Annotated in this window: 19 protein-coding genes; 13 read left to right on the top strand and 6 right to left on the bottom strand. The window is 74.5% G+C overall.

What is annotated here, in order from left to right; translation table 11 throughout:
* Positions 1 to 60: 60 nt before the first annotated feature.
* Positions 61 to 1,269 carry an amidohydrolase gene (locus ACT17Q_RS12450; RefSeq protein WP_232514821.1) on the top strand — a complete coding sequence of 403 codons (1,209 nt, stop codon included), beginning with the start codon at positions 61 to 63 and terminating at the stop codon, positions 1,267 to 1,269.
* Here ACT17Q_RS12450 and ACT17Q_RS12445 read toward each other — a convergent pair.
* Together ACT17Q_RS12445 and ACT17Q_RS12440 are read right to left on the bottom strand one after the other, a co-directional pair.
* Positions 1,250 to 1,723: a hypothetical protein gene (locus tag ACT17Q_RS12445; RefSeq protein WP_094179371.1), complete on the bottom strand. Its 474-nt coding sequence runs from the start codon at positions 1,721 to 1,723 to the stop codon at positions 1,250 to 1,252. The genes ACT17Q_RS12450 and ACT17Q_RS12445 overlap by 20 nt on opposite strands.
* Positions 1,723 to 2,277, bottom strand: a complete 555-nt coding sequence (locus tag ACT17Q_RS12440; protein WP_444662747.1) for a hypothetical protein — start codon at positions 2,275 to 2,277, stop codon at positions 1,723 to 1,725. The genes ACT17Q_RS12445 and ACT17Q_RS12440 overlap by 1 nt, the downstream gene beginning before the upstream one ends.
* A 411-nt stretch (positions 2,278 to 2,688) precedes the next feature.
* Here ACT17Q_RS12440 and ACT17Q_RS12435 point away from each other — a divergent pair, with 411 nt between their 5' ends.
* The 9 genes from ACT17Q_RS12435 to deoC all read left to right on the top strand — a co-directional run bounded on the left by ACT17Q_RS12435 (position 2,689) and on the right by deoC (position 12,127).
* Positions 2,689 to 3,810, top strand: coding sequence for a BMP family lipoprotein (locus ACT17Q_RS12435; RefSeq protein WP_094179373.1), 1,122 nt, complete (start codon positions 2,689 to 2,691; stop codon positions 3,808 to 3,810).
* Positions 3,811 to 3,901: 91 nt separating this feature from the next.
* Positions 3,902 to 5,515 (top strand): ABC transporter ATP-binding protein, encoded by a 1,614-nt coding sequence (locus ACT17Q_RS12430; RefSeq protein WP_444662744.1) that lies wholly within the window; start codon positions 3,902 to 3,904, stop codon positions 5,513 to 5,515.
* Positions 5,512 to 6,813, top strand: coding sequence for an ABC transporter permease (locus tag ACT17Q_RS12425; protein ID WP_371860760.1), 1,302 nt, complete (start codon positions 5,512 to 5,514; stop codon positions 6,811 to 6,813). Before ACT17Q_RS12430 ends, ACT17Q_RS12425 begins: the two co-directional genes overlap by 4 nt.
* Positions 6,810 to 8,111, top strand: coding sequence for an ABC transporter permease (locus ACT17Q_RS12420; protein WP_094179375.1), 1,302 nt, complete (start codon positions 6,810 to 6,812; stop codon positions 8,109 to 8,111). The genes ACT17Q_RS12425 and ACT17Q_RS12420 overlap by 4 nt, the downstream gene beginning before the upstream one ends.
* 61 nt (positions 8,112 to 8,172) lie before the next feature.
* Positions 8,173 to 8,523 (top strand): cytidine deaminase, encoded by a 351-nt coding sequence (locus tag ACT17Q_RS12415; protein ID WP_232514823.1) that lies wholly within the window; start codon positions 8,173 to 8,175, stop codon positions 8,521 to 8,523.
* Positions 8,520 to 9,809 carry a thymidine phosphorylase gene (locus ACT17Q_RS12410; protein ID WP_094179377.1) on the top strand — a complete coding sequence of 430 codons (1,290 nt, stop codon included), beginning with the start codon at positions 8,520 to 8,522 and terminating at the stop codon, positions 9,807 to 9,809. Before ACT17Q_RS12415 ends, ACT17Q_RS12410 begins: the two co-directional genes overlap by 4 nt.
* A gap of 178 nt (positions 9,810 to 9,987) precedes the next feature.
* Positions 9,988 to 10,221, top strand: a complete 234-nt coding sequence (locus ACT17Q_RS12405) for a hypothetical protein (RefSeq protein ID WP_094179378.1) — start codon at positions 9,988 to 9,990, stop codon at positions 10,219 to 10,221.
* Between the two features lie 104 nt (positions 10,222 to 10,325).
* A complete protein-coding gene (locus ACT17Q_RS12400) occupies positions 10,326 to 11,444 on the top strand; it encodes an adenosine deaminase (RefSeq protein ID WP_268532493.1) in 1,119 nt (372 codons plus the stop codon).
* Positions 11,441 to 12,127: a deoxyribose-phosphate aldolase gene (deoC, locus tag ACT17Q_RS12395; RefSeq protein WP_094179379.1), complete on the top strand. Its 687-nt coding sequence runs from the start codon at positions 11,441 to 11,443 to the stop codon at positions 12,125 to 12,127. The genes ACT17Q_RS12400 and deoC overlap by 4 nt, the downstream gene beginning before the upstream one ends.
* An 83-nt stretch (positions 12,128 to 12,210) precedes the next feature.
* On the opposite strand, the gene ACT17Q_RS12390 is transcribed toward deoC, so the two are convergent.
* Together ACT17Q_RS12390 and ACT17Q_RS12385 are read right to left on the bottom strand one after the other, a co-directional pair.
* Positions 12,211 to 14,067, bottom strand: a complete 1,857-nt coding sequence (locus ACT17Q_RS12390; RefSeq protein WP_444662740.1) for a phospho-sugar mutase — start codon at positions 14,065 to 14,067, stop codon at positions 12,211 to 12,213.
* 97 nt (positions 14,068 to 14,164) lie between these two features.
* Positions 14,165 to 14,995: a purine-nucleoside phosphorylase gene (locus ACT17Q_RS12385; protein ID WP_444662738.1), complete on the bottom strand. Its 831-nt coding sequence runs from the start codon at positions 14,993 to 14,995 to the stop codon at positions 14,165 to 14,167.
* Positions 14,996 to 15,120: 125 nt separating this feature from the next.
* On the opposite strand from ACT17Q_RS12385, the gene ACT17Q_RS12380 reads away from it, so the two are divergent.
* Positions 15,121 to 16,548: an NAD(P)H-quinone dehydrogenase gene (locus ACT17Q_RS12380; protein ID WP_094179382.1), complete on the top strand. Its 1,428-nt coding sequence runs from the start codon at positions 15,121 to 15,123 to the stop codon at positions 16,546 to 16,548.
* Positions 16,549 to 16,560: 12 nt separating this feature from the next.
* Here the strand turns inward: ACT17Q_RS12380 and ACT17Q_RS12375 are convergent, their stop codons facing one another.
* A complete protein-coding gene (locus ACT17Q_RS12375; protein WP_444662736.1) occupies positions 16,561 to 18,612 on the bottom strand; it encodes an endonuclease/exonuclease/phosphatase family protein in 2,052 nt (683 codons plus the stop codon).
* An 89-nt stretch (positions 18,613 to 18,701) separates the two neighbouring features.
* On the opposite strand from ACT17Q_RS12375, the gene ACT17Q_RS12370 reads away from it, so the two are divergent.
* Together ACT17Q_RS12370 and ACT17Q_RS12365 are read left to right on the top strand one after the other, a co-directional pair.
* Entirely contained in the window at positions 18,702 to 19,892 is a 1,191-nt protein-coding gene (locus tag ACT17Q_RS12370) for a TIGR04053 family radical SAM/SPASM domain-containing protein (protein ID WP_444662734.1), read from the top strand.
* Positions 19,893 to 19,954: 62 nt separating this feature from the next.
* On the top strand, positions 19,955 to 20,746 hold the full coding sequence (locus ACT17Q_RS12365) for a transglutaminase-like domain-containing protein (RefSeq protein WP_444662732.1): 792 nt from the start codon (positions 19,955 to 19,957) through the stop codon (positions 20,744 to 20,746).
* Between the two features lie 52 nt (positions 20,747 to 20,798).
* Here the strand turns inward: ACT17Q_RS12365 and efeB are convergent, their stop codons facing one another.
* The gene (gene efeB, locus ACT17Q_RS12360) at positions 20,799 to 22,157 is read right to left on the bottom strand and encodes an iron uptake transporter deferrochelatase/peroxidase subunit (protein ID WP_094179384.1); all 1,359 of its coding nucleotides are present in this window, start codon (positions 22,155 to 22,157) and stop codon (positions 20,799 to 20,801) included.

Below are 22,157 nucleotides of genomic sequence, written 5' to 3'. Positions count from 1 at the left end.
TCGTCGTCGCTCGCCGTCCCGCCGCTCGACTCGCTGCGCCCCGCGCCGACGACCGCCCCGGTGCTGCGGCTCGCCCGGCTGGTGGGCTCGCTGCGTGACGAGCTCGTCGAGATCCGCCGTGACCTGCACGCGCACCCCGAGCTCGCCCGCACCGAGGAGCGCACGACGCGCGTCGTCGCGGAGCGCCTGCGCCTCGCGGGCCTGCACCCGCACGTGCTGCCCGGCAGCGGGCTGGTCTGCGACATCGGCCCCTCGCACGCCGAGACGGGCCGCGGCCGCGTCGCGCTGCGCGCCGACCTCGACGCGCTGCCCGTCGCGGACGAGTGCGGGCTGCCGTGGCACTCGACGCACCGGTCGGTCGCGCACGCGTGCGGCCACGACGTGCACACGGCCGCCGTGCTCGGCGCGGGGCTCGCGCTCGCGGAGCTCGCGGCCGCGGGCGAGCTCGCGACCGGGGTGCGCCTGGTGTTCCAGCCCGCCGAGGAGGTGCAGCCGGGCGGTTCGCTCGACGTGATCGCGGCGGGTGCGCTCGACGGCGTCTCGCAGATCTTCGCGGTGCACTGCGACCCGAAGGTCGACGTGGGCCAGGTGGGCACCCGCATCGGTCCCATCACGTCCGCGAGCGACGAGGTCACGGTCGTGTTCTCCGGCGCGGGCGGGCACACGTCGCGCCCGCACCTCACGGGTGACCTCGTGTACGCCATGGCGCAGGTCGTCACGCAGGTGCCCGCGATCCTCGGCCGGCGCCTCGACCCGCGCTCGGGCGTGAACCTCACCTGGGGCGCGGTCCAGGCGGGCACGGCGCACAACGTGATCCCCGGCTCGGGCTCGGTCCGCGGGACCCTGCGCTGCCTGGACGTGCGGGCGTGGGAGACCGCGTCGCAGGTGTTCCACGACGCCGTCGAGCAGGTCGTCGCGCCGTACGACGTCGAGGTGGAGATCCGTCACCAGCGCGGCGTGCCCCCGGTCGAGAACGACGAGCGTGCGACGGGCGTCCTCGAGGCGGCCGCGCGCGACGCGCTCGGGCCGGACTCGGTGAACCTGACCGAGCAGTCGCTCGGGGGCGAGGACTTCGCCTGGTACCTGACGAAGGTGCCGGGCGCGATGGCGCGGCTCGGCACCCGCACGCCGGGCGGCCGCACGTACGACATCCACCAGGGCGACCTGGTGGTCGACGAGCGCGCGGTCGAGGCCGGCGCGCTCCTGCTCGCGCGGGCCGCGGTGATCGCCGGGTCGGGCCCCGCGCGGGTCAGCCCGCGGGCGTCGTGACGAGCACCTGCCAGTCGGCCTGCTCCTGACCGGCGACGTGCGCGGTGGTGCCGGCGGGGATCGACCCGCGCAGCCGTGACGGAAGGCCGTCGCAGGGCACCACCCAGAACGGCTCGGACTCGGCCTCGAACGTGAGCGTGACCGGCTCCGGACCGTCGCACAGCCCGTAGAGCGTGAAGTCGCCGGCGGCGAGCGTCACGGTCGCGTCCTGGCCGCCGAGCGTCGCGACGAGCCGCTCGTCGTCGGGGACGGCGAGCCGGGTCTCGCCGGCGACCACGGTCGCGAACGGCGCGACGGGTGCGTCGGGCGCGGCCGGGGCGCCCGAGGCGTCGGGTCCGGCGGGGGTCGTCGGGGGCGGGGCGGTGCTGCCGGCGCAGCCGCAGAGCCCCGCCGTGGCGGCGACGGCCGCCACGGCGAGGACCCACGCGCGCCCGCGTCGTCGCGGGGCGGTCATCAGATCGGGGTGGTCGTCACCTGCCAGCCGAGCCGCTGCGGCGCGGTGGAGGTCCACGTGACGGTCTTGATGTGCGTGTGCCTGCCGGCGCTGTACGCGTCGTAGGAGGTGTTGCCGCTGACCTTGGGCACGTAGATGCCGTAGGTGCAGTAGCGCGTCGACTTGGCCGGGACGTTGACGGTGGTGCTCGAGCCGTACGTCGTCGACATGCTCGCCGAGACGCCCGAGGTGACCGAGGCCTTGAACTCGGCCAGGATCGACGCCTTGACCGCGGCCTCGACGGTCGCGCTGACCGTGTGGGACGCCGAGGTGGTGCTCGACGCGGTGCACGTGAACGAGATCGAGCTTCCCGTGCGGTTGATCGCCGAGTCGCGGTAGGCGACCTTGAAGCTCGTCGCCTGGACGGACGTCACCTTCGAGCAGGCGGACACCGACGCGCTGAGCGCGGTGCACGAGGTCGCCGAGGCGGGCGCGGCCAGGGCGACCGGCGTGCCGATGCCGAGCGCGAGGAGCAGGGCCGTCGAGGCGAGTCGGCGACGGGTGGTGGATGTCACGGGTTTTCCCCCTTTGTCTGGTCCGGACGGACGCGTCACTGTGACACCCGTCACCCGGCGCCGACATGCCCCGGGCAGCGGATCACCCGAACGGCTCAGCCCCGCACGGCGTGTCGCCCGGCGCGTCCGGGCGCGCCCGAGGCGCGTGGCTTCGACCGGTTCGCGGTCGGCGTCCCGATCACCTGGTGAGACGGCACGTCCGTCACCTGGGCCGATGTCCCAACTCGGTAACGGAACCTGCAGGGATACTCCCCGGTAACATGCGCGTCACCTGGCGCTCACTAGAGTCCGACCCATCGACCGGCCCGTGCGATCTGGTGCACCCGCCGCACCGCGGCACCGTGCGTGCCGGGGGAAGTGCGTCCACCGACGCGCCGGGTCGGTGCTCTGACGAGAACCCAGGAGACACGCGTGAAGAAGCTCATCCGTGTGGCCGCGCTCAGCGGGGCGGTCGCCCTCGCGCTCACGGCCTGTGGCAGCGCCCCCAGCGACGACGACACGACGCCCGGTGCGGGGGCGACCGGCGGCGAGACCACCGCGGCCGCGCCCGAGGAGGTCGACTTCAAGGCCTGCATGGTCTCCGACTCCGGCGGCTTCGAGGACAAGTCGTTCAACCAGTCCGGTGCCGAGGGCCTGCAGCGCGCGGCCGACGAGCTGGGCGTCCAGATCAACATGGTCGAGTCGACCGCCGCGACGGACTTCACGCCGAATATCGACCAGATGATCGCCGACGACTGCAACCTGGTCATCGGCGTCGGCTTCCTCCTCGAGGACCCGATCCAGGCCGCGGCCGAGGCGAACGCGGACGTCGAGTTCGCGCTGATCGACTCGCCGTTCCGTGACGCCGAGGGTGGCGTCGTGACGATCGAGAACGCCAAGCCGCTGCTGTTCAACACGCAGGAGGCCGCCTTCCTCGCCGGCTACGTCGCCGCGGGCACGAGCGCCACCGGCACGGTCGCCACGTTCGGCGGCATCCAGCTGCCGTCCGTCTCGATCTTCATGGACGGCTTCGCCGACGGCGTCGCGCAGTACAACACCGACTCGGGCAAGACGGTCAAGGTCCTCGGCTGGGACAAGGCCAAGCAGACCGGGTCGTTCACGGGTGACTTCGAGAACCAGGCCAACGGCCAGAACCTCGCCAAGGGCTTCATCGACCAGGGTGCGGACGTCATCATGCCCGTCGCCGGCCCCGTCGGCCTCGGTGCCGCGGCCGCCGCGAAGGATGCGGGCGACGTCGCGCTCGTCGGCGTCGACGCCGACTGGTTCCTCACGGCGCCGGACTACTCGAGCATCGTCCTGACCTCCGTCATGAAGGAGATCGGCCAGGCCGTGTACGACACGGTCAAGGAGGCCGCCGCGGGCAGCTTCTCCGCCGAGCCCTACGTCGGCACGCTCGAGAACGGCGGCATCGGCATCGCCCCGTTCCACGACTTCGAGTCGAAGGTGCCCGCCGAGGTCACCACGCGCGTCGAGGAGCTCAAGCAGCAGATCATCAGCGGTGAGCTGAAGGTCGAGTCGCCGAGCCAGAACTGACGGCCCACGACGGTGGCCCGGGCACGCGCCCGGGCCACCGTCGTGCCGGTGCGGCTAATGTGCAAGCAACGACGCGAAGGAGCGTGACCTCGTGAAGCTCGAGCTGCGGGGCATCACCAAGCGGTTCGGCGCGCTGGTGGCGAACGACCACATCGACCTCGTGATCGAGCCCGGCGAGATCCACGCCCTGCTCGGTGAGAACGGCGCCGGCAAGAGCACGCTCATGAACGTGCTCTACGGGCTGTACGACCCCGACGAGGGCGAGATCCTGCTCGACGACCAGGCGCGCACGTTCGTCGGCCCCGGCGACGCGATGGCGGCCGGGATCGGCATGGTGCACCAGCACTTCATGCTCGTGCCGGTGTTCACCGTCGCGGAGAACGTCGCCCTCGGGCACGAGCCGGTCAAGGGCGGCGGCATCCTCGACCTCGCGCAGGCCCGCCGCACGGTGCGGGAGATCTCCGACCGCTTCGGGTTCGACGTGGACCCCGACGCGCTCGTCGAGGACCTGCCCGTGGGCGCGCAGCAGCGCGTCGAGATCATCAAGGCGCTCTCGCGCCGCGCCGAGGTCCTCATCCTCGACGAGCCCACCGCGGTGCTCACGCCGCAGGAGACCGACGAGCTGATCGCGATCATGCGCCAGCTCAAGGAGTCGGGCACGTCCATCGTCTTCATCACGCACAAGCTGCGCGAGGTCCGGGCCGTCGCGGACAAGATCACCGTGATCCGTCGGGGGAAGGTCGTCGGCACCGCCGAGCCCACGTCGAGCGAGACCGAGCTCGCCTCCCTCATGGTCGGCCGCTCCGTGTCCCTGGGCGTCGACAAGGCGCCGGCCGAGCCCGGCGCGGTCGGCCTCGAGGTCCGCGGGCTGACCGTCATCGACGCCGCCGGCGTGCGGCAGGTCGACGACGTGAGCTTCGAGGTGTCACGCGGCGAGATCGTCGCGATCGCCGGCGTGCAGGGCAACGGGCAGACCGAGCTGACCGAGGTCATCCTCGGCCTGCAGAAGCCGGTCGCCGGTGCCGTGCGGCTGGACGGCACCGACCTCGCCGGCCGCAGCGTCAAGGAGGTGCTGCGCGCGGGCGTCGGCTTCGTCCCCGAGGACCGGACGCTCGACGGCCTCGTCGCCGACTTCACCGTGGCGGAGAACCTGGTCCTCGACCTGCACGACGAGGAGCCGTTCGCCCGGGGCGTGCAGATGGACCTCGCCCAGGTCCGCGCGAACGCCGAGCACCGCACGGTCGAGTTCGACGTGCGCACGCCGTCGATCGACGCGCCCGCCGGCACGCTCTCGGGCGGCAACCAGCAGAAGGTCGTGCTCGCGCGCGAGATGAGCCGGCCGCTGCGGCTGTTCATCGCGTCGCAGCCCACGCGCGGCCTCGACGTCGGGTCCATCGAGTTCGTGCACAAGCGGATCGTGCAGGAGCGGGACCACGGCACCCCCGTGATCATCGTGTCCACCGAGCTCGACGAGGTGCTCGCGCTGGCCGACCGGATCGTCGTGATGTACCGCGGTCGGATCGTCGGCACCGTGCCCGGCGACACCGACCGCGACGTGCTCGGTCTGATGATGGCCGGCGTGCCGCTCGCGGAGGCCCGGGCCCAGGCGGCGAGCCACCACACGGTGCTCGGCGAGCTCGAGACGGACGACGACGTCACCGACGCGCCCGGCTCGCAGGACCCCACCCAGGAGGCAGACCGGTGAGCACCACGCCACCACTTCCCGACGGCGCTCCCGGCGAGCACGTCCCGCCCCCGGCGGGCACCGGCACCGACGCGGTGACGACGACGAAGGAGCAGCCCGAGCCGCGCAGCAGCTCGGTGCTGCGCGAGATCCTGTCGAGCGGGTGGCTCGTCACGGTGCTCGCGGTCGTCCTCGCGCTCGTCCTGTCCGGCGTGCTCATCGCCGCGGCGGACGAGGAGGTCCAGAAGGCCGCGGGCTACTTCTTCTCCAAGCCGACGGACACCCTCACGGCCGCGTGGGACGCCGTGTCCAGCGCCTACGTCGCGCTGTTCCACGGCGCGGTGTACGACCCGAGCAAGGACACGTTCGCGGCGTCGATCAAGCCGCTGACCGAGACCATGACGACGTCGGTGCCGCTGATCCTCGCGGGTCTCGGCCTCGGCATCGGGTTCCGTGCGGGCCTGTTCAACATCGGCGCCCAGGGGCAGATCATCCTCGGCGCGGTCGGCGCCGGCTGGGTCGCGTTCCACCTCGACCTGCCCCCGGTGCTGCACCTGCTCGTCGCGATGCTCGCGGCCGCGGTCGCGGGCGGTCTGTGGGCCGGGATCGCCGGCTTCCTCAAGGCGCGCACCGGTGCGCACGAGGTCATCACGACGATCATGCTCAACAACATCGCCGTGTACCTCGTCGCGTACCTGCTGACGACGTCGGTGCTCAAGAACCCGGGCAGCACCAACCCGATCTCGCCGCCCGTGCCCGAGTCGGCGCAGTACCCGGCGCTCCTCGGCGGACAGTTCCGCCTGCACTGGGGGTTCGTCGTCGCGGTGCTCGCGGCGGTGTTCGTCTGGTGGCTCATGAGCCGCTCGACCATCGGCTTCAAGTTCCGCGCGGTCGGCTCGAACCTGCACGCCGCGCGCACCGCTGGCATCTCGGTGAACGCGTCGTTCGTCTGGGTCATGGTGGTCGCGGGTGCGCTCGCCGGGCTGGGCGGCTCCGCGCAGGTGCTCGGCACGGACAAAGTCCTCACCGCGGACGTGGCCGCGAGCTTCGGGTTCGACGCGATCACGGTCGCGCTGCTCGGCCGGTCCAAGCCGCTCGGCACGTTCTTCGCCGGTCTGCTGTTCGGCGCGCTGCGCGCGGGCGGGTTCGCGATGCAGGCGCGCACGGGCACGCCGATCGACGTCGTGCTCGTCGTCCAGTCGCTCGTCGTGCTGTTCATCGCGGCACCGCCGCTCGTCCGTGCGGTGTTCCACCTGCCGACCCCCGGCACCCGGCGCGAGCGCGCGCCCCGCCCCACGACGAAGGAGGTGGCCGCGTGAGCGCCCCGACGACGGACCGTCCGACGCCCGCGGGCGCCGGACCGGCGCAGACCAAGCCGCTGCCCCCGATCTCCTACAAGGCCCCGATCGGCTACGGCGTGGTCGGCGTGCTCTCCCTGGTGCTGTTCGGGCTGCTCCCGGACGGTGGGCTGGAGTCGACCTTCACGGTCTCGACGAGCAAGGACTTCGTCACGATCGACCCGGTCACGGTGCCGTCCAAGCTCACCGCGATCGTGCTGTCCCTCGTCGCGCTCGCGCTCGCCGCCTACTCCTACCGGGCCGCGAGCCGGCGCCGGAAGGTCGGCGTGTGGCTGCCGGTCCTGTTCGGCGTCGCCGTGATCCTCGCGTTCCTCACCTGGGCGGACGCGGGCAAGGCCTCGCCCATGCCGCTGACCGGGCTGCTGCAGGGCTCGCTGTTCCTCGCGATCCCGCTGGTGTTCGGGGCGCTCGCGGGCACGCTGTGCGAACGGTCCGGCATCGTCAACGTCGCCATCGAGGGGCAGCTGCTCGCGGGCGCGTTCCTCGCGGCCGTCGTCGCGTCGATCACGCAGTCCGCGTACGCCGGGCTCGTCGCCGCGCCGATCGCGGGAGCGCTCGTCGGTGCCCTGCTCGTGCTGTTCTCGATCCGGTACGTGGTGAACCAGATCATCGTCGGCGTCGTGCTCAACGTGCTCGTCGTCGGCGTCACGAGCTACCTGTTCTCCACCGTGCTGAAGAACGACGCGGCCACGTTCAACTCGCCGCCCAAGCTCCAGACGATCGACATCCCGCTGCTCAGCCAGATCCCGGTCGTCGGACCCGTGCTGTTCCGGCAGACCGCGCTCGTCTACATCATGTACGTCGTCGTCGCCCTGTTGCAGATCTTCCTGTTCCGCAGCCGGTGGGGCCTGCGCCTGCGGTCCGTCGGCGAGCACCCGAAGGCCGCGGACACCGTCGGCATCAAGGTCAACCGCACGCGCATGCGCGCCACGCTGCTGGGCGGCGCGGTCGCCGGTCTCGGCGGCGCGTTCTTCACCGTCGCGGCCGGTCTTGCGTTCGGCAAGGAGATGACCGGAGGCAAGGGCTTCATCGCCCTGGCCGCGATGATCCTCGGCCGGTGGAACCCGGTCGGGGCGCTCGCCGCCGCGCTGCTGTTCGGCTTCTCCGACAACCTGCAGGTGGTGCTCGGCATCATCGGCACGCCCATCCCGTCGCAGATCATGCTCATGACGCCGTACGTCGTGACGATCTTCGCCGTCGCCGGGCTCGTCGGCCGGGTGCGCCCGCCGGCGGCCGAGGGCATCCCGTACGTCAAGTGAGGCAGGTCGTCAGGTGAAGGAAGTCGACTGGGACGCGCTGCGTGCGGTCGCGACGGAGGCGATGCGCCACGCGTACGTGCCGTACTCGCGGTTCCCCGTGGGGGCCGCGGCGATCGTCGACGACGGGCGCGTGGTCAGCGGGGCGAACATCGAGAACGCGAGTTACGGCGTGACGCTGTGCGCGGAGTGCTCGCTCGTCTCGGCGCTCGTGATGTCGGGCGGCGGGCGGCTGGTCGCGTTCACGTGCGTCGACGGGCACGGCGACGTGCTCATGCCGTGCGGACGCTGCCGCCAGCTGCTGTTCGAGCACGGCGGTCCGCGGCTCGTGCTCGAGACCGTGTCGGGAGTACGGACGATGGACCAGGTGCTGCCCGACGCGTTCGGGCCCGCCGACCTGGAGGAGCGAGCATGAGCGAGCAGTTCGACGCGGTCGACGTCATCGTCGCGAAGCGTGACGGGCACCGGCTGAGCGACGCGCAGATCGACTGGGTCATCGACGCGTACACGCGCGGCGTGGTGGCCGACGAGCAGATGTCCGCGCTCAACATGGCGATCCTGCTCAATGGGATGGACCGCGCCGAGATCGCGCGGTGGACCGCCGCGATGATCGCGTCGGGCGAGCGCATGTCGTTCGCCGACCTGGGCCGCCCGACCTCGGACAAGCACTCGACCGGCGGCGTGGGGGACAAGATCACGCTGCCGCTCGCGCCGCTCGTCGCGGTGTTCGACGTCGCGGTGCCGCAGCTGTCCGGCCGCGGGCTCGGCCACACCGGCGGCACGCTCGACAAGCTCGAGTCCATCCCCGGCTGGCGCGCGGCGCTCAGCAATGACGAGATGATGCGCCAGCTCGCCGACGTGGGAGCGGTGATCTGCCAGGCCGGCTCCGGCCTCGCACCCGCGGACCGCAAGCTCTACGCGCTGCGCGACGTCACGGGCACGGTCGAGGCGATCCCGCTCATCGCGAGCTCGATCATGAGCAAGAAGATCGCCGAGGGCACGGGCTCGCTGGTGCTCGACGTCAAGGTCGGCTCGGGCGCGTTCATGAAGGACCTCGACCGCGCCACCGAGCTCGCGCGCACGATGGTCGAGCTCGGCACGGACGCGGGCGTCACGACCGTCGCGCTGCTCACCGACATGTCCACCCCGCTCGGCCTGACCGCGGGCAACGCGCTCGAGGTGCGCGAGTCCGTGGAGGTGCTCGCGGGCGGCGGTCCGGCGGACGTCGTCGAGCTCACGCTCGCGCTCGCGCGCGAGATGCTCGACGCCGCGGGACGCCCCGACGCGGACCCGGCGGCGGCGCTCGCGGACGGCCGCGCGATGGACGTGTGGCGGCGCATGATCGCGGCCCAGGGCGGCGACCCGGACGCGACGCTGCCCGTGGCGCGCGAGACCGAGGACGTCGTCGCGCAGAGCGACGGCGTGCTCACGACGCTCGACGCGTACGCGGTCGGCATCGCGGCGTGGCGCCTCGGTGCGGGACGCGCCCGCAAGGAGGACCCGGTCCAGGCGGGCGCGGGCGTGCAGATCCACGTGCGTCCGGGCGACCGCGTCACCGCGGGCCAGAAGCTGCTCACGCTGCACACCGACACCCCGGAGCGGTTCGCGCGGGCGCGCGAGGCCCTGGACGGCGGCGTGGTCGTCGACCCCGCCGCTGCGCCCGGTGCCGGCCCGCTGGTGCTCGGCCGGGTCACGGCCTGACCACCGGCACCCGGCCGGCGCCCGGCGCCCGATGCCGGTGCGGCCGTGCGGTGCTGCGGACCAGGGCTGCCGACCAGGGCTGCCGGGCAGGGCCGCTGACCAGGGCCGAAGGCCCACTGGCGGCGGACAGGGCACGGGAGAAGGATGAGCAGGACGACCCGGCGACGAGGAGGACGCGATGAGCACGCTGCCCGGACCTGACGCCTGGCGGGACGCGGGGCTCGAGCCCGCCGACCCGGCCGTCCCCGCCCGGCTGACCGACGACGAGACGGACCGGCCCGCCGACGCGCCGGACCCGGAGGAGTACGTCCCGGACTTCGCGCGGCCCGACCGTGACGGCGCCGCCGACGAGGCGGACGTCGTCGAGCAGGACACCGAGGTCCCCCTGGACGACGACGAGGACGAGGCGTGAGCAAGAAGACGGACGAACCGACGCACGACACGGCCGGCGACAGGGCCGACGAGGACGCCGGCGGCAGGACCGAGGAGGGCGCCGGCGAGCAGTCCGCCGAGGCGGTGCAGGCGGACGACGCGGTCCCCGACGCGGTGCAGGCGCTCGTCGCGTTGGTCCCCTCGTTGCCGAAGGTGCTGCTGCACGACCACCTCGACGGCGGGCTGCGTCCGGCCACGCTCGTCGAGCTTGCGGCGCAGATCGACCACGCGCTGCCCGCGACGGACCCGGACGAGCTGGCGGCCTGGTTCGTCGACGCCGCGTCGGCCGGCTCGCTCGAGCGGTACCTGGAGACGTTCGCGCACACGGTCGCGGTGCTGCAGACCGCCGACGCGCTGCGCCGCGTCGCGCGGGAGGCGGTGCTCGACCTCGCGGCGGACGGCGTGGTGTACGCCGAGCTGCGGTACGCGCCCGAGCAACACGTCGAGGGCGGGCTGAGCCTGCAGGAGGTCGTGGACGCGGTCGGCGCGGGCGTGGACGAGGGCGTCACGCAGGCGCGCGAGGCCGGCACCCCGGTCCGGGTCCAGCTGGTGCTGTGCGCGATGCGGCACCTGGACCGCTGGGCGGAGGTCGCCGAGCTGGCGGTCACCAACCGGGACGCGGGTGTGGTCGGCTTCGACCTCGCGGGCCCGGAGGACGGCTACCCGGCGTCCGCGCACCCCGAGGTGTTCGCGATGCTGCGCGCGGCGCACTTCCCGTTCACGCTGCACGCGGGCGAGGCGGCCGGTGTGGAGTCCGTGTCCGACGCGGTCGCGGCGGGTGCGTTGCGGCTGGGCCACGGCGTGCGGCTCGTCGACGACGTGGGCTCCGACGACCTCGGCGACCGGTTCGGCCTGGTCGCGCACTGGGTGCGCGACCAGCGGCTCGCGCTCGAGGTGTGCCCGTCGTCGAACGTCCAGACCGGCGCCGCACCCTCGGTCGCGGAGCACCCGGTGACCCGGCTGCGCCGGCTGGGCTTCGCGGTCACCGTCAACACCGACAACCGGCTGCAGTCCGGCACCACGCTCGGCCGCGAGCTCGCGCTGCTCGTCGAGCAGGCGGGCTGGACGCTGCACGACCTGGAGGACGTCGCGGTCACCGCGGCCGCGCAGGCGTTCCTCCACCACGACGAGCGCGCCGCGCTCATCGACACCGTGATCCGGCCCGCGTACGCCGCGGCCCGGGGAGGAAGGCACCGCGCATGACCCACGACCCGCTCGACGCAGCAGCCCTCGCCCAGTTCGTCGACCACACGCTGCTCAAGCCCGAGGCCACCCGCGCGGACGTCGACGCGCTCGTCGTCGAGGCGGGCCGCCTCGGCGTCTACTCGATCTGCGTGTCGCCGTCGTTCCTGCCCGTCGACGTCTCGGGGGCGCCCGGCCTCAAGGTCGCCACGGTGTGCGGGTTCCCGTCGGGCAAGCATCACAGCGAGGTGAAGGCCGCCGAGGCCGCGCGTGCGGTCGCGGACGGGGCCGACGAGGTCGACATGGTGATCGACGTGGGCGCGGCCAAGGAGGAGCGGTTCGACGACGTGCAGGCGGACATCGCCGCCGTCCGCGCCGCGATCCCCGCGCCCGCCGTGCTCAAGGTCATCATCGAGTCCGCGGCGCTCAGCGACCACGAGATCGTGCACGTGTGCAAGGCCGCGGCGGCGGCCGGTGCGGACTTCGTCAAGACCTCGACGGGGTTCCACCCCGCGGGTGGCGCGTCGGTGCACGCGGTGCGCATCATGGCCGACACCGTGGGCGGTCGGCTCGGCGTCAAGGCGTCGGGCGGCATCCGCACGGCGGGCGACGCGCTGGCGATGATCGAGGCCGGCGCCACGCGTCTCGGCCTGTCCGGGACGGCAGCGGTCCTGGCGGGCCTGGAGGCCGACTCGACGTACTGACCGCTGCCTCGTGCGCCAGACGGGTGGACGGGCGCTCACGCGTCCCTCCACCCGTCTCGCGCGGTGCGGGTGGTGCCGCGGGGTCAGTCGATGCCGAGCGCGCCGCGCACGTCGGCCGCCACGGCGTCCAGGCGCTCGCGGGCGTGGCCGCGTGCGGCGCCCACGGCGGCGTCGTCGGCGTCGGGGAGCACCGGCTCGACGACCTCGAGGTAGCACTTGACCTTGGGCTCGGTGCCGGACGGACGCACGATCACGCGGGTGCCGTCGGCGGCGTCGAGCCGCAGCCCCTCGGTCGGCGGCAGGCCCCCGCGCTCCTCGTCGGTGCCGCGCGCGAGGTCGACCACGCGCGTCACGGCCGCGCCGCCGAGAACGCCGGGCGGCTGTGCGCGCACCCGGCCCACCGTCTCGCCGATCGCCGCGAGGTCGTCGTACCGGGCCGACACCTGGCCGGTGAGGTACAGGCCGTGCGCGCGCGCCAGGTCGTCGAGCGCGTCGACGAGCGTCCTGCCGGACGCCTTGAGCCGGGCGGCGAGGCCCGCGACGAGCAGCGCGGCCGAGATCCCGTCCTTGTCCCGCACGGTCCCCGGTGCGACGCAGTAGCCGAGCGCCTCCTCGTACCCGAACACGAGGCCGTCGACCCGCGAGAGCCACTTGAACCCGGTGAGCGTCTGCACGTGGCGCACGCCGGCGGCCTGCGCGATCTGCGCGAGCTGCCGGGAGGACACGATCGAGCTCGCGAACGCGGCCTCGGGGTCGAGGGGTCCGCCGTCGGCCGCGAGGCGGTCCGCGGCCTCCTGGCCGAGCAGCGCGCCGGTCTCGTCGCCGTGCAGCATCCGCCAGCCGTCGGCGGCCGCGGTGTCCGGGCCGCGGTAGGCGCGCGCCCGCGGGTCCTGCACCGCCACGGCGCACCGGTCGGCGTCCGGGTCGAGCGCGATGACCAGGTCGGCGCGCTCGTCGGCCGCGAGCCCGAGCGCGAGGTCGATCGCGCCGGGCTCCTCGGGGTTGGGGAACGCGACGGTCGGGAAGCGGCCGTCGGGCTCCGCCTGCTCCGGCACGACGAGCACGTCGGTGAACCCCGCCCCCGCGAGCACCCGCTGCGCGACCTCGCCGCCCACGCCGTGCAGGGGGGTCAGGACGACCCGCAGGTCACCTGCGACAGCCCGCGTCGTCGGGTCGGCGAGCTGCAGCGTCGCGTCGACGTACGCGTCGACGACGTCCTCGCCCAGCACGGTCCAGCCGTGGTCGGCCCGCGGCACGGACGCGACGGACGGCACGCGGGCGATCTCGGCGGCGATCGCCGAGTCGGCGGGCGGCACGATCTGCGCGCCCTGGCCGCTGTCGGTCACGACGCGCCCGCCGAGGTAGACCTTGTAGCCGTTGTCCTGCGGCGGGTTGTGCGACGCGGTGACCATGACGCCCGCGTCGGCGTCGAACCGGCGCACGCAGAACGCGAGCACCGGGGTGGGCAGCGGGCGGGGGAGCAGGAGCACCTCGATGCCGACGGCCGTCAGGACGGCGGCCGTGTCCAGGGCGAACTGCTCGGACTTGCGGCGGGCGTCGTAGCCGACGACGACGCGCGGCGCCGGCGTGAGGCCGTCGAGCTCGCCGAGCAGGTAGTCCGCGAGCCCCGACGCGGCGCGGATCACCACCGCGCGGTTCATGCGGTGCGGTCCGCCGGCGATCGCGCCGCGCAGCCCCGCGGTGCCGAACTGGAGCAGCCCGGAGAACCGGTCGGCGAGCTCGGCGCGCGCGTGCCGCGCGGTGCGCAGCACCGTGAGCTGCTCGAGGTCCGGGTCGGCGCCCTCCTCGAGCCCGGGCGGGGACTCCTGCGCGAGGCGCAGCAGCTCGCGCAGCTCGTCCGCGGTCTCGGGGTCCGGGTCGTCGGCGATCCATGCCTCGACCCGGGCCGTGAGGTCATCCCACGCGTCGTCGGCGCTCATGCCCCCAACGTACTGACCAGTACGCTCGCGCACGAACCGAACGTCCCGGCCCCGCCGCGCGGCGGGGTGTCAGCGGCGGGGTGTCAGCGGCGGGGCGTCACAGGCGGCGGATGATGTCGGCCAGCAGCGCACTGATGCGCGGCCCGGCCGCGAGACCGGCCTCGAGGACCTCATCGTGCGACAGCGGCTGCTCGCTGATGCCGGCCGCGAGGTTCGTCACGAGCGAGATGCCGAGCACCTCGAGCCCCGCCTGCCGCGCCGCGATCGCCTCGAGCGTCGTCGACATCCCGACGAGGTCGCCACCCAGGCGCCCGGCCATGCGCACCTCGGCCGGCGTCTCGTAGTGCGGTCCGCGGAACTGGACGTACACGCCCTCGTCGAGCGACGGGTCGACCTCGCGCGCGAGGCCCCGCAGACGGGCCGAGTACAGGTCGGTCAGGTCGACGAACGTCGCACCCTCGACCGGCGAGGTCGCCGTCAGGTTGAGGTGGTCGCTGATGAGCACGGGCGTGCCCGGACCCCACGCGGGGTTCAGGCCGCCGCAGCCGTTGGTGAGCACGACGGTCGTGGCGCCCGCCGCCGCCGCGGTGCGCATGCCGTGCACGACGCGCCGCACCCCCTTGCCCTCGTACAGGTGCGTGCGCGAGCCGAGCACGAGCGCGTGCTTGCCGCTCGCGCCGATCCGCACCGAGCGGATCGTGCCGACGTGCCCGTGCACGGCGGCGGCCGAGAACCCCGGCACGTCGGTGCTCGCGACCTCGGCGACCGTCTCGCCCAGCAGGTCCGCCGCACCGCCCCAGCCCGAGCCCAGCACGAGCGCCACGTCGTGGCGCGGCACCCCCGTGGCGCGCGCCAGGTGCTCCGCGGCCGCGCGGGCCACGTCGAACGGATCGGTCGTCGGGTCGTCGAGGTCCAGGACGTCGGTCATGACGAGAACGCTAGCCCCGACCGCGCCCGGGGCACGCGTCACGGCGCGCGGGACGTGCCGAGCCACACGCGGGCTGCCCACCGGCTGCTCGTGAGGCATGCGCCGGCACCGGGCAGAATGCACACGTGAGCACACCGCCCGGTACGCACGCCCTGCCCGACACCCGCGTCGTCATCGTCGGGGGAGGCCCCGGTGGCTACGAGGCCGCTCTCGTCGCGCGGCGCCTGGGCGCCGACGTGACGGTGGTCGAGGAGAAGGGGCTCGGCGGGTCGGCCGTGCTCACGGACGTCGTCCCGTCCAAGACGCTCATCGCGACCGCCGAGTGGATGACGATCGCCGACCGCGCGCCCGAGCTCGGGATCCGCAGCGGCCTGAGCCACGACCACGGCCACCACATCGACCTCGCCGCGGTGAACACGCGCGTCAAGGCGCTCGCGGCCGCGCAGTCGGCGGACATCCGGGGACGCCTCGAGAAGGAGGGCGTGCACGTCGTGCTCGGCCGCGGCCGCCTCGACGGGCCGCAGCGGGTCGTCGTCGACCTCGTCGACGGCGGCGGCGAGACGACGCTGGACGCGGACGTCGTCCTCGTCGCGACCGGCGCGCGCCCGCGCGAGCTGCCCGAGGCGCGGCCCGACGGCGAGCGCATCCTCACGTGGACGCAGCTGTACGACCTGCCCGCGCTGCCCGAGCGGCTCGTCGTCGTCGGCTCGGGCGTCACGGGTGCGGAGTTCGCCGGCGCGTACACGTCGCTCGGCTCGGACGTCACGCTGGTCTCGTCGCGCGACCGCGTGCTCCCGGGCGAGGACGGCGACGCGGCAGAGCTCATCGAGGAGGTCTTCAAGCGCCGCGGCATGACCGTGCTGTCGCGCTCGCGGGCCGCCGGGGCGCGCCGCACCGCCGACGGGGTCGTCGTGACGCTCGCCGACGGGCGGGAGGTCGAGGGCACGCACGTGCTGTTCGCGGTCGGCTCGATCCCGACGACGAGCGGGCTGGGGCTCGAGGAGTCGGGCGTGCGCCTGGCGCCGTCGGGGCACATCGAGGTCGACAAGGTCTCGCGCACGAGCGTGCGCGGCGTCTACGCGGCCGGCGACGTGACCGGGGTGCTCCCGCTCGCGTCGGTCGCGGCGACGCAGGGGCGCATCGCGATGTCGCACGCGCTGGGCGACGCGGTCATGCCGCTGTCGCTGCGCGCGGTCGCGGCGAACATCTTCACGGCACCGGAGATCGCGACGGTCGGCTACTCCGAGCAGCGCCTGCAGGAGGAGGGGGTCGCGTACGAGGTGAGCACACTGCCGCTGACCCGCAACCCGCGGGCCAAGATGCTCGGCGTGCGCGAGGGGTTCGTCAAGATCTTCGCGACGCGCGGCGCGGGCACCGTGCTCGGTGCGGTGCTCGTCGGCCCGCGCGCGTCGGAGTCGGTGTTCCCGCTCGCGCTCGCGATCACGCACCGCCTGTCCGCCGACCAGGTCGCGCAGGTCATCACGGTCTACCCGTCGATGTCCGGCACGCTGGCCGAGGTCGCGCGCACGCTGCACCACCGCGCCGCGGACTGACCGCGGGGAGCGTCAGGGGAGCGTGACCCGGACGACGAGCGGGAGGTGGTCGCTCGTCGTGACGTCCGTGAGCACGTCCGCCGACGCGAACCCGACGTGCCGGCCGAACACCCAGTCGATCCGCTCGGCGGGTGCGTCGGACGGTGAGGTGAGCACGTCGGCGTCACCGACCTCGTCGACCGCGCTGACCCACCCGGCGTCCGTGAGCAGCTCGACCTCCGGCCACCCCGGCCGGGCGTTGAGGTCACCGCCCAGCACGCTCGGCCCGGTGCCCGGCTCGGCCGCCAGCAGCGTGGCGAGCTGGTCCAGGCGCGTCGGCGTGTTCTCGGCGCGGTGCTGCAGGTGGACGGACGTCACGCGCACGGCCTCGCCCCCGGCGGTCGTCACCGTGGCCGAGAGTGCCGAACGCCTCTGCGGACCGGCGCCGTACGGCAGGGCGGTCACGGCGACGTCCGTGAGCCCGGACCTGGCCAGCACCGCGTTGCCGAACTGCCGGTCGGCCGCCGGCGCGTACTCGACGGTCATGCCCAGACGGCGCGCGAGCCACGTCGCCATGTCCGCTCCGCCGCCGAGCACCCAGCCGCGCTCCACCTCCTGGAGCAGGACCACGTCGGCACCCGCCGCCTCGACGGTCGCGGCGGCGGCCTCGAGGTCGACGCCGCCGGACGGCGCGACGCCGTAGTGCAGGTTCCAGCTCACGACCGTGAGCGCGTCGCCCGCGGCGCGCGCGGGCACGTCCCGACCGTGCGTGCTCGTCGTCGACGGGCCGAGGCCGACGAGCGCGAGCACGACCGGCGGGACCAGCAGCAGGCGCGCGGCGCGCACGCGCGCGGGCTGGCGCAGGTCCGGTGCCGGGTCCGGGGCGGGGCCCTGCGCGCTGACCGGCGCGCTACCGAGCGGGGCGCCGGGCGCCGGTGTGCGGTGGTGCAGGCCGCAGACCGCGACGACCACGGCCGCGGCCACCGGCACGTACGCGTTGTCGAACGGCAGCGGGACGTCGTAGTCGAGCATGTAGCCGAGCAGCGGCAGCACGACGCCGAGCCCGGCGACCGCGACCGCACCCGCGGTGCGCCACGTGCCCGCAGGCGCCGGGCGGCGCACGGAGAGCGTCCCGACGAGCACGACGCCGAGCACGGCGTCCAGCACCACGACGGCGACGAGCGCCGTGCCGCCGGAGGTGAGCATCGCGAGCGCGACCGCGGCGACCACGAGGACCGCGGCCCCGACGCGCACCGCTCCCGGCCAGCGGTCGGGGCGCAGCAGCAGCCACCCGCCCAGCCCGGTCGCGAGGACCACGGCCAGCCCCGCCCAGCCGAGCGCGATCCCGGCCTGCGACGCGAGGAACGCGGGGTTCGCGCCGATCATCACGGCGATCGCGATGACCGGCCCGAGCGCCCACAGCCGGCGCGGACGGGTCGTCGCGGGCGCCCCCGCGCCCGTCCCGCCCGAGGTGACGCGGACCGCGGCGAGCGGCGCGACCGCGACCGCGACCGCGACCGCCCAGCCGACCCACGACGACCGCCACACGGCGTCCCACGAGCCCAGCAGCACCTGGAGCCCCGCGGACAGCCCGCAGCCGACGACGACCCCGAGCGCCGCCTGTCGCGGCCCCGAGGCGCGCCCCGCGACGAACGCGGCCGCGACGACGAGCACGCCGACCGCCCAGGCCACGGACACGAGCCCGAGCCGGTACCGCGCGTCGCCGTCGAGGCCTTGCAGGACCACGCGCAGCACCGCGAGCACCGCCGCGCCGACGATCACGGTCCGGCCGGTCGGCACCCCGCTCGGCGCGCGCGTGGCGACCAGGAGCGCCCCCGCGACGAGCCCCGCGGCGGCGTACGTGGCGAGCGCGGTGACGCCGACGGTCACGACGCCCGACGCGAACGCGTGGTCGAGCAGCGGACCGCTCGCGCGCACGAGCTCGAGCGTGGCGACGACGAGCGCCGCGAGCAGCCAGACGCGCGTGGGCGTGCCGTCGTCGGGCGGCCGGGCGACGCTGCCGGCCGGTGCCTGCTCGTCGGCGAACCCGGTGGGCCGCGCCTCTCGCGTGTCGTCGCTCGTCACGCGCCGAAGGGTACGCGCCGGGCCGTGAGCGGCCCGCGCGGGACACACGTCCCGGCCCGGGGCGTCCCGGTGGGCCCATGATGCGGCACATGCGCCCGCACGGTCCCGTCGTCCGAACCGTCCGCCACGACCCGGCGGACCGGCCGCTGCTGGTGATCTGGGAGGCCACGCGTGCGTGCGCGCTGTCGTGCGTGCACTGCCGGGCCGAGGCGCAGCCCCGCCGTGACCCGCGCGAGCTCGACACCGAGGAGGCGACCGAGCTCATGCGTCAGGTCGCGTCCTTCGGACGGCCGTCGCCGATCTTCGTCATCACGGGCGGCGACTGCTTCGAGCGCGAGGACCTCGACGAGCTCGTGCGGCGCGGGCGTGGGCTCGGGCTCGCGGTGGCGGTCTCGCCGTCGGGCACCGCGAAGCTCGACCGTGCGGCGCTCGTGCGGCTGCAGGAGGCGGGCGTGACCGCGATGTCGCTGTCGCTCGACGGCGCGACGGCGCAGGTCCACGACGGCTTCCGCCGCGTGCCGGGGACGTTCGACCGGACCGTGCAGGCGTGGGCCACGGCGCGCGAGCTCGGCATGAAGGTGCAGGTCAACTCGACGATGTCGAGCCGCACGGTGCACGAGCTGCCCGACCTGGCGGCGCTCGTGCGCGAGTACGGCGCGATGACGTGGAGCGCGTTCATGCTCGTGCCGATGGGCCGGGGCGTCGACCTGGGTGCGCTCAGCGCGCAGCAGTGCGAGGACGTCATGAACTACCTGTACGACCTGGGCCCGCACGTCCCGGTGAAGACGACCGAGGGCCACCACTTCCGGCGGGTCGCGCTGCAGCGCGCGGTGCTCGAGGAGCGCGGCGCGGACCACGTCGAGGTGATGGGCCTCGGCGAGCTGTACGCCGAGCTGACCGAGCGGACGGCCGCGTTCGGGTGGGGCGACGCGGTGCGGGCGCGGCGCCCCCCGGTCAACGTCAACGCGGGCTACGGGTTCGTCTTCGTCTCGCACGTCGGCACCGTGCACCCCTCGGGCTTCCTGCCGGTCTCGGCCGGCGACGTCCGCGAGCAGCCGCTCCCGGAGATCTACCGCTGCTCGGAGCTGTTCACCGGCCTGCGGGACACCTCGCTGCTGACCGGGCGGTGCGGGACGTGCGAGTTCGCCCGGGTGTGCGGCGGCTCGCGGTCGCGCGCGTACGCCACGTCCGGCGACCCGCACGCGTCCGACCCGCTGTGCGCCTACGAGCCGGGCTCGTTCCCGTACGCCGAGGACGTCGCCGCGCTGCTGGCGTCCTGACCTGCGGGACACACCCGCGTGAGCGGGTGCGCGCGCCGGGTGCAGCCCGCACACTCGTCGTCATGCTGCGTGACGTCAACGCCCACCTGACGCTCGACGTCCGCGCCCCCGCGACCCTCGCGCTGGCGCTCGCGGTGGCGACGGGCCACGACGCCGACGAGCGCCTCGAGGTCACGCTCGACGGCGTCCCCCTCACCCCGCGCGAGGTCCCCGACGCGCACGGCACGCGCCTGCACGTGCTCGACGCGGGGCCGGGCACGCTCGTCGTGGACTACGGCGCGACCGTGCGCGGACGCACCACCACGCCCGGGGCGAGCGAGGCCGACCGGCTGCGCTACCTGCGGCCGAGCCGGTACTGCGAGTCGGACTCGCTCGGGCCGACCGCGCGCGCCGAGTTCGCCGGGCTCGCCGGGCAGGACCTGCTCGCGGCCGTCTCGTCGTGGGTCGGCACGCGCCTCGCCTACGTGCCGGGCTCGAGCCTGCCGACCGACGGCGCGGTGCGCACGCTCCTCGCCCGGCAGGGCGTGTGCCGGGACTACGCGCACCTCGTCGTCGCGCTGCTGCGCGCGCTCGACGTGCCCGCGCGGCTCGTCGGGGTGTACGCGCCCGGGCTGGACCCGATGGACCTGCACGCGGTCGCGGAGGCGTGGGTGGACGGCGCGTGGCGCGTGGTCGACGCGACGACGCTCGCACCCCGGTCGACCCTCGTGCGCGTCGCCACCGGGCGCGACGCGTCGGACACCGCGTTCCTGTCCGTGCACGGCGGCGCCGCGGACCTCACCGCCTTCCGCGTGGGCGCGGTCGTCGACGAGCTGCCCGACGACGACGTGCGCACGCTCGTGACGCTCGGCTGAGCGCCGCTGCGGACCGGGGCACCGTCCACGACGGACGCCGCAGGCGGCCGCGTCAGGCGAACAGCGCCTGACCGACGAACGGGCTGTGGCTCGTCGTGATCGGGGTGCCGTCGCTGCCCGTCACGAGCGAGCCGTCGGGCACGCCCGGCGGCACCGCGAACAGACCCGAGCCGGTGTGCTGCAGGTACTCCATGAGCCCGTCGTCGCGCGACAGCGTGGTCTGCATGGGGACGTAGTGCGTGCGGGGGTCGCGGACGAACGCGATGAAGAACAGCCCCGCGTCGAGCCGCCCCAACGAGTCGTTGCCGTCGGTGAAGTTGTAGCCGCGGCGCAGCATCCGCACGCCGTCGTTGTGCGTGGGGTGCGCGAGCCGCACGTGGCTGTTGAGCGCGACGAGCGGCGTGCCCTCGCGGCCGGTGACCTCGAAGTCGGGCTCGGTGAGCTCCTCGCCGCCGGACAGGGGCGCGCCCTCACCCTTGGTGCGTCCGACGAGCGCCTCCTGCTCGCGCAGCGACGTGCGGTCCCACGTCTCGATCTGCATGCGGATGCGCCGTGCGACGAGGTAGGTGCCGCCGACCAGCCACGACGAGTCGCGCGAGTCGTGCGCGGCCGCGTCCTCGCCCACCCACACGTGCCGCTCGAGCTCGTCGGGCTCCTCGGCCTTGAGGTTGGCGGTGCCGTCCTTGAAGCCGAACAGGTTGCGCGGCGTCGTCTGCGCCGTGGACGTCGAGGACGTGCGCCCGTACCCGAGCTGCGTCCAGCGGATCGTCGCGGCGCCGAAGGCCGCGCGCGACAGGTTGCGGATCGCGTGGACCGCGACCTGGGGGTCGTCGGCGCACGCCTGCACGACGAGGTCGCCGTCGCTGCGCGCCGGGTCGAGCGCGTCCGCGGGGAAGTGCGGCAGCTCGACGAGCGCGTCGGGCAGACGGTCCGCGAGGCCGAACCGGTCGGTGCCGTCGGCGGCGACGAACAGCGAGCGGCCGAACCCGAACGTGAGGGTCAGCCCCGCGGCGGGCAGGTCGGCGGCCTCGCCCGTGTCGTCGGGCGGCGCGTCGTACGGGCCGGACGCCGCACCGTACGGACCTGCCGACAGCCCCTGCGTGAGGCGTGCGGCGATCGTCGTCCAGCGCTGGAGCAGCGCGACGAGGTCCTCGCGGTCGTCGGTCGTCACGTCGAACGACGCGAGGTACAGGCGGTCCTGAGCGGGCGTGACGATGCCCGCCTGGTGCCGGCCCGTGAACGGGTAGGTCCCCGCGGCGCGGGTGTCCGGGGCAGGCTCGCCGACCGACGCCGCCGCACGACCGGCGGCGAAGCCCGCGGCGCCGACGGCGGCGGCACCGAGCAGACCGCCGCCGAGCACCGCGCGACGCGTGACGCCCCGCGACCCGGGGGCGGGCGGCTGCTCGGTCAC

This window comes from Cellulomonas sp. CW35, from assembly GCF_052378485.1.
Lineage (GTDB): Bacteria > Actinomycetota > Actinomycetes > Actinomycetales > Cellulomonadaceae > Cellulomonas > Cellulomonas uda.
The sequence above is the reverse complement of the archived record's forward strand: the minus strand, read 5'-3'. Positions and strand labels throughout refer to the sequence as shown.

What these genes read in the sequence shown, in the direction of transcription:
- ACT17Q_RS12365 (WP_444662732.1), top strand. Translation starts at nt 19,955, where the DNA reads ATGCTGCGTGACGTCAACGCCCACCTGACGCTCGACGTCCGCGCCCCC.
- ACT17Q_RS12415 (WP_232514823.1), top strand. Translation starts at nt 8,173, where the DNA reads ATGCGCCACGCGTACGTGCCGTACTCGCGGTTCCCCGTGGGGGCCGCG.
- ACT17Q_RS12410 (WP_094179377.1), top strand. Translation starts at nt 8,520, where the DNA reads ATGAGCGAGCAGTTCGACGCGGTCGACGTCATCGTCGCGAAGCGTGAC.
- deoC (WP_094179379.1), top strand. Translation starts at nt 11,441, where the DNA reads ATGACCCACGACCCGCTCGACGCAGCAGCCCTCGCCCAGTTCGTCGAC.
- ACT17Q_RS12390 (WP_444662740.1), bottom strand. Translation starts at nt 14,067, where the DNA reads ATGAGCGCCGACGACGCGTGGGATGACCTCACGGCCCGGGTCGAGGCA.
- ACT17Q_RS12385 (WP_444662738.1), bottom strand. Translation starts at nt 14,995, where the DNA reads ATGACCGACGTCCTGGACCTCGACGACCCGACGACCGATCCGTTCGAC.
- ACT17Q_RS12445 (WP_094179371.1), bottom strand. Translation starts at nt 1,723, where the DNA reads ATGACCGCCCCGCGACGACGCGGGCGCGCGTGGGTCCTCGCCGTGGCG.
- ACT17Q_RS12405 (WP_094179378.1), top strand. Translation starts at nt 9,988, where the DNA reads ATGAGCACGCTGCCCGGACCTGACGCCTGGCGGGACGCGGGGCTCGAG.
- ACT17Q_RS12370 (WP_444662734.1), top strand. Translation starts at nt 18,702, where the DNA reads ATGCGCCCGCACGGTCCCGTCGTCCGAACCGTCCGCCACGACCCGGCG.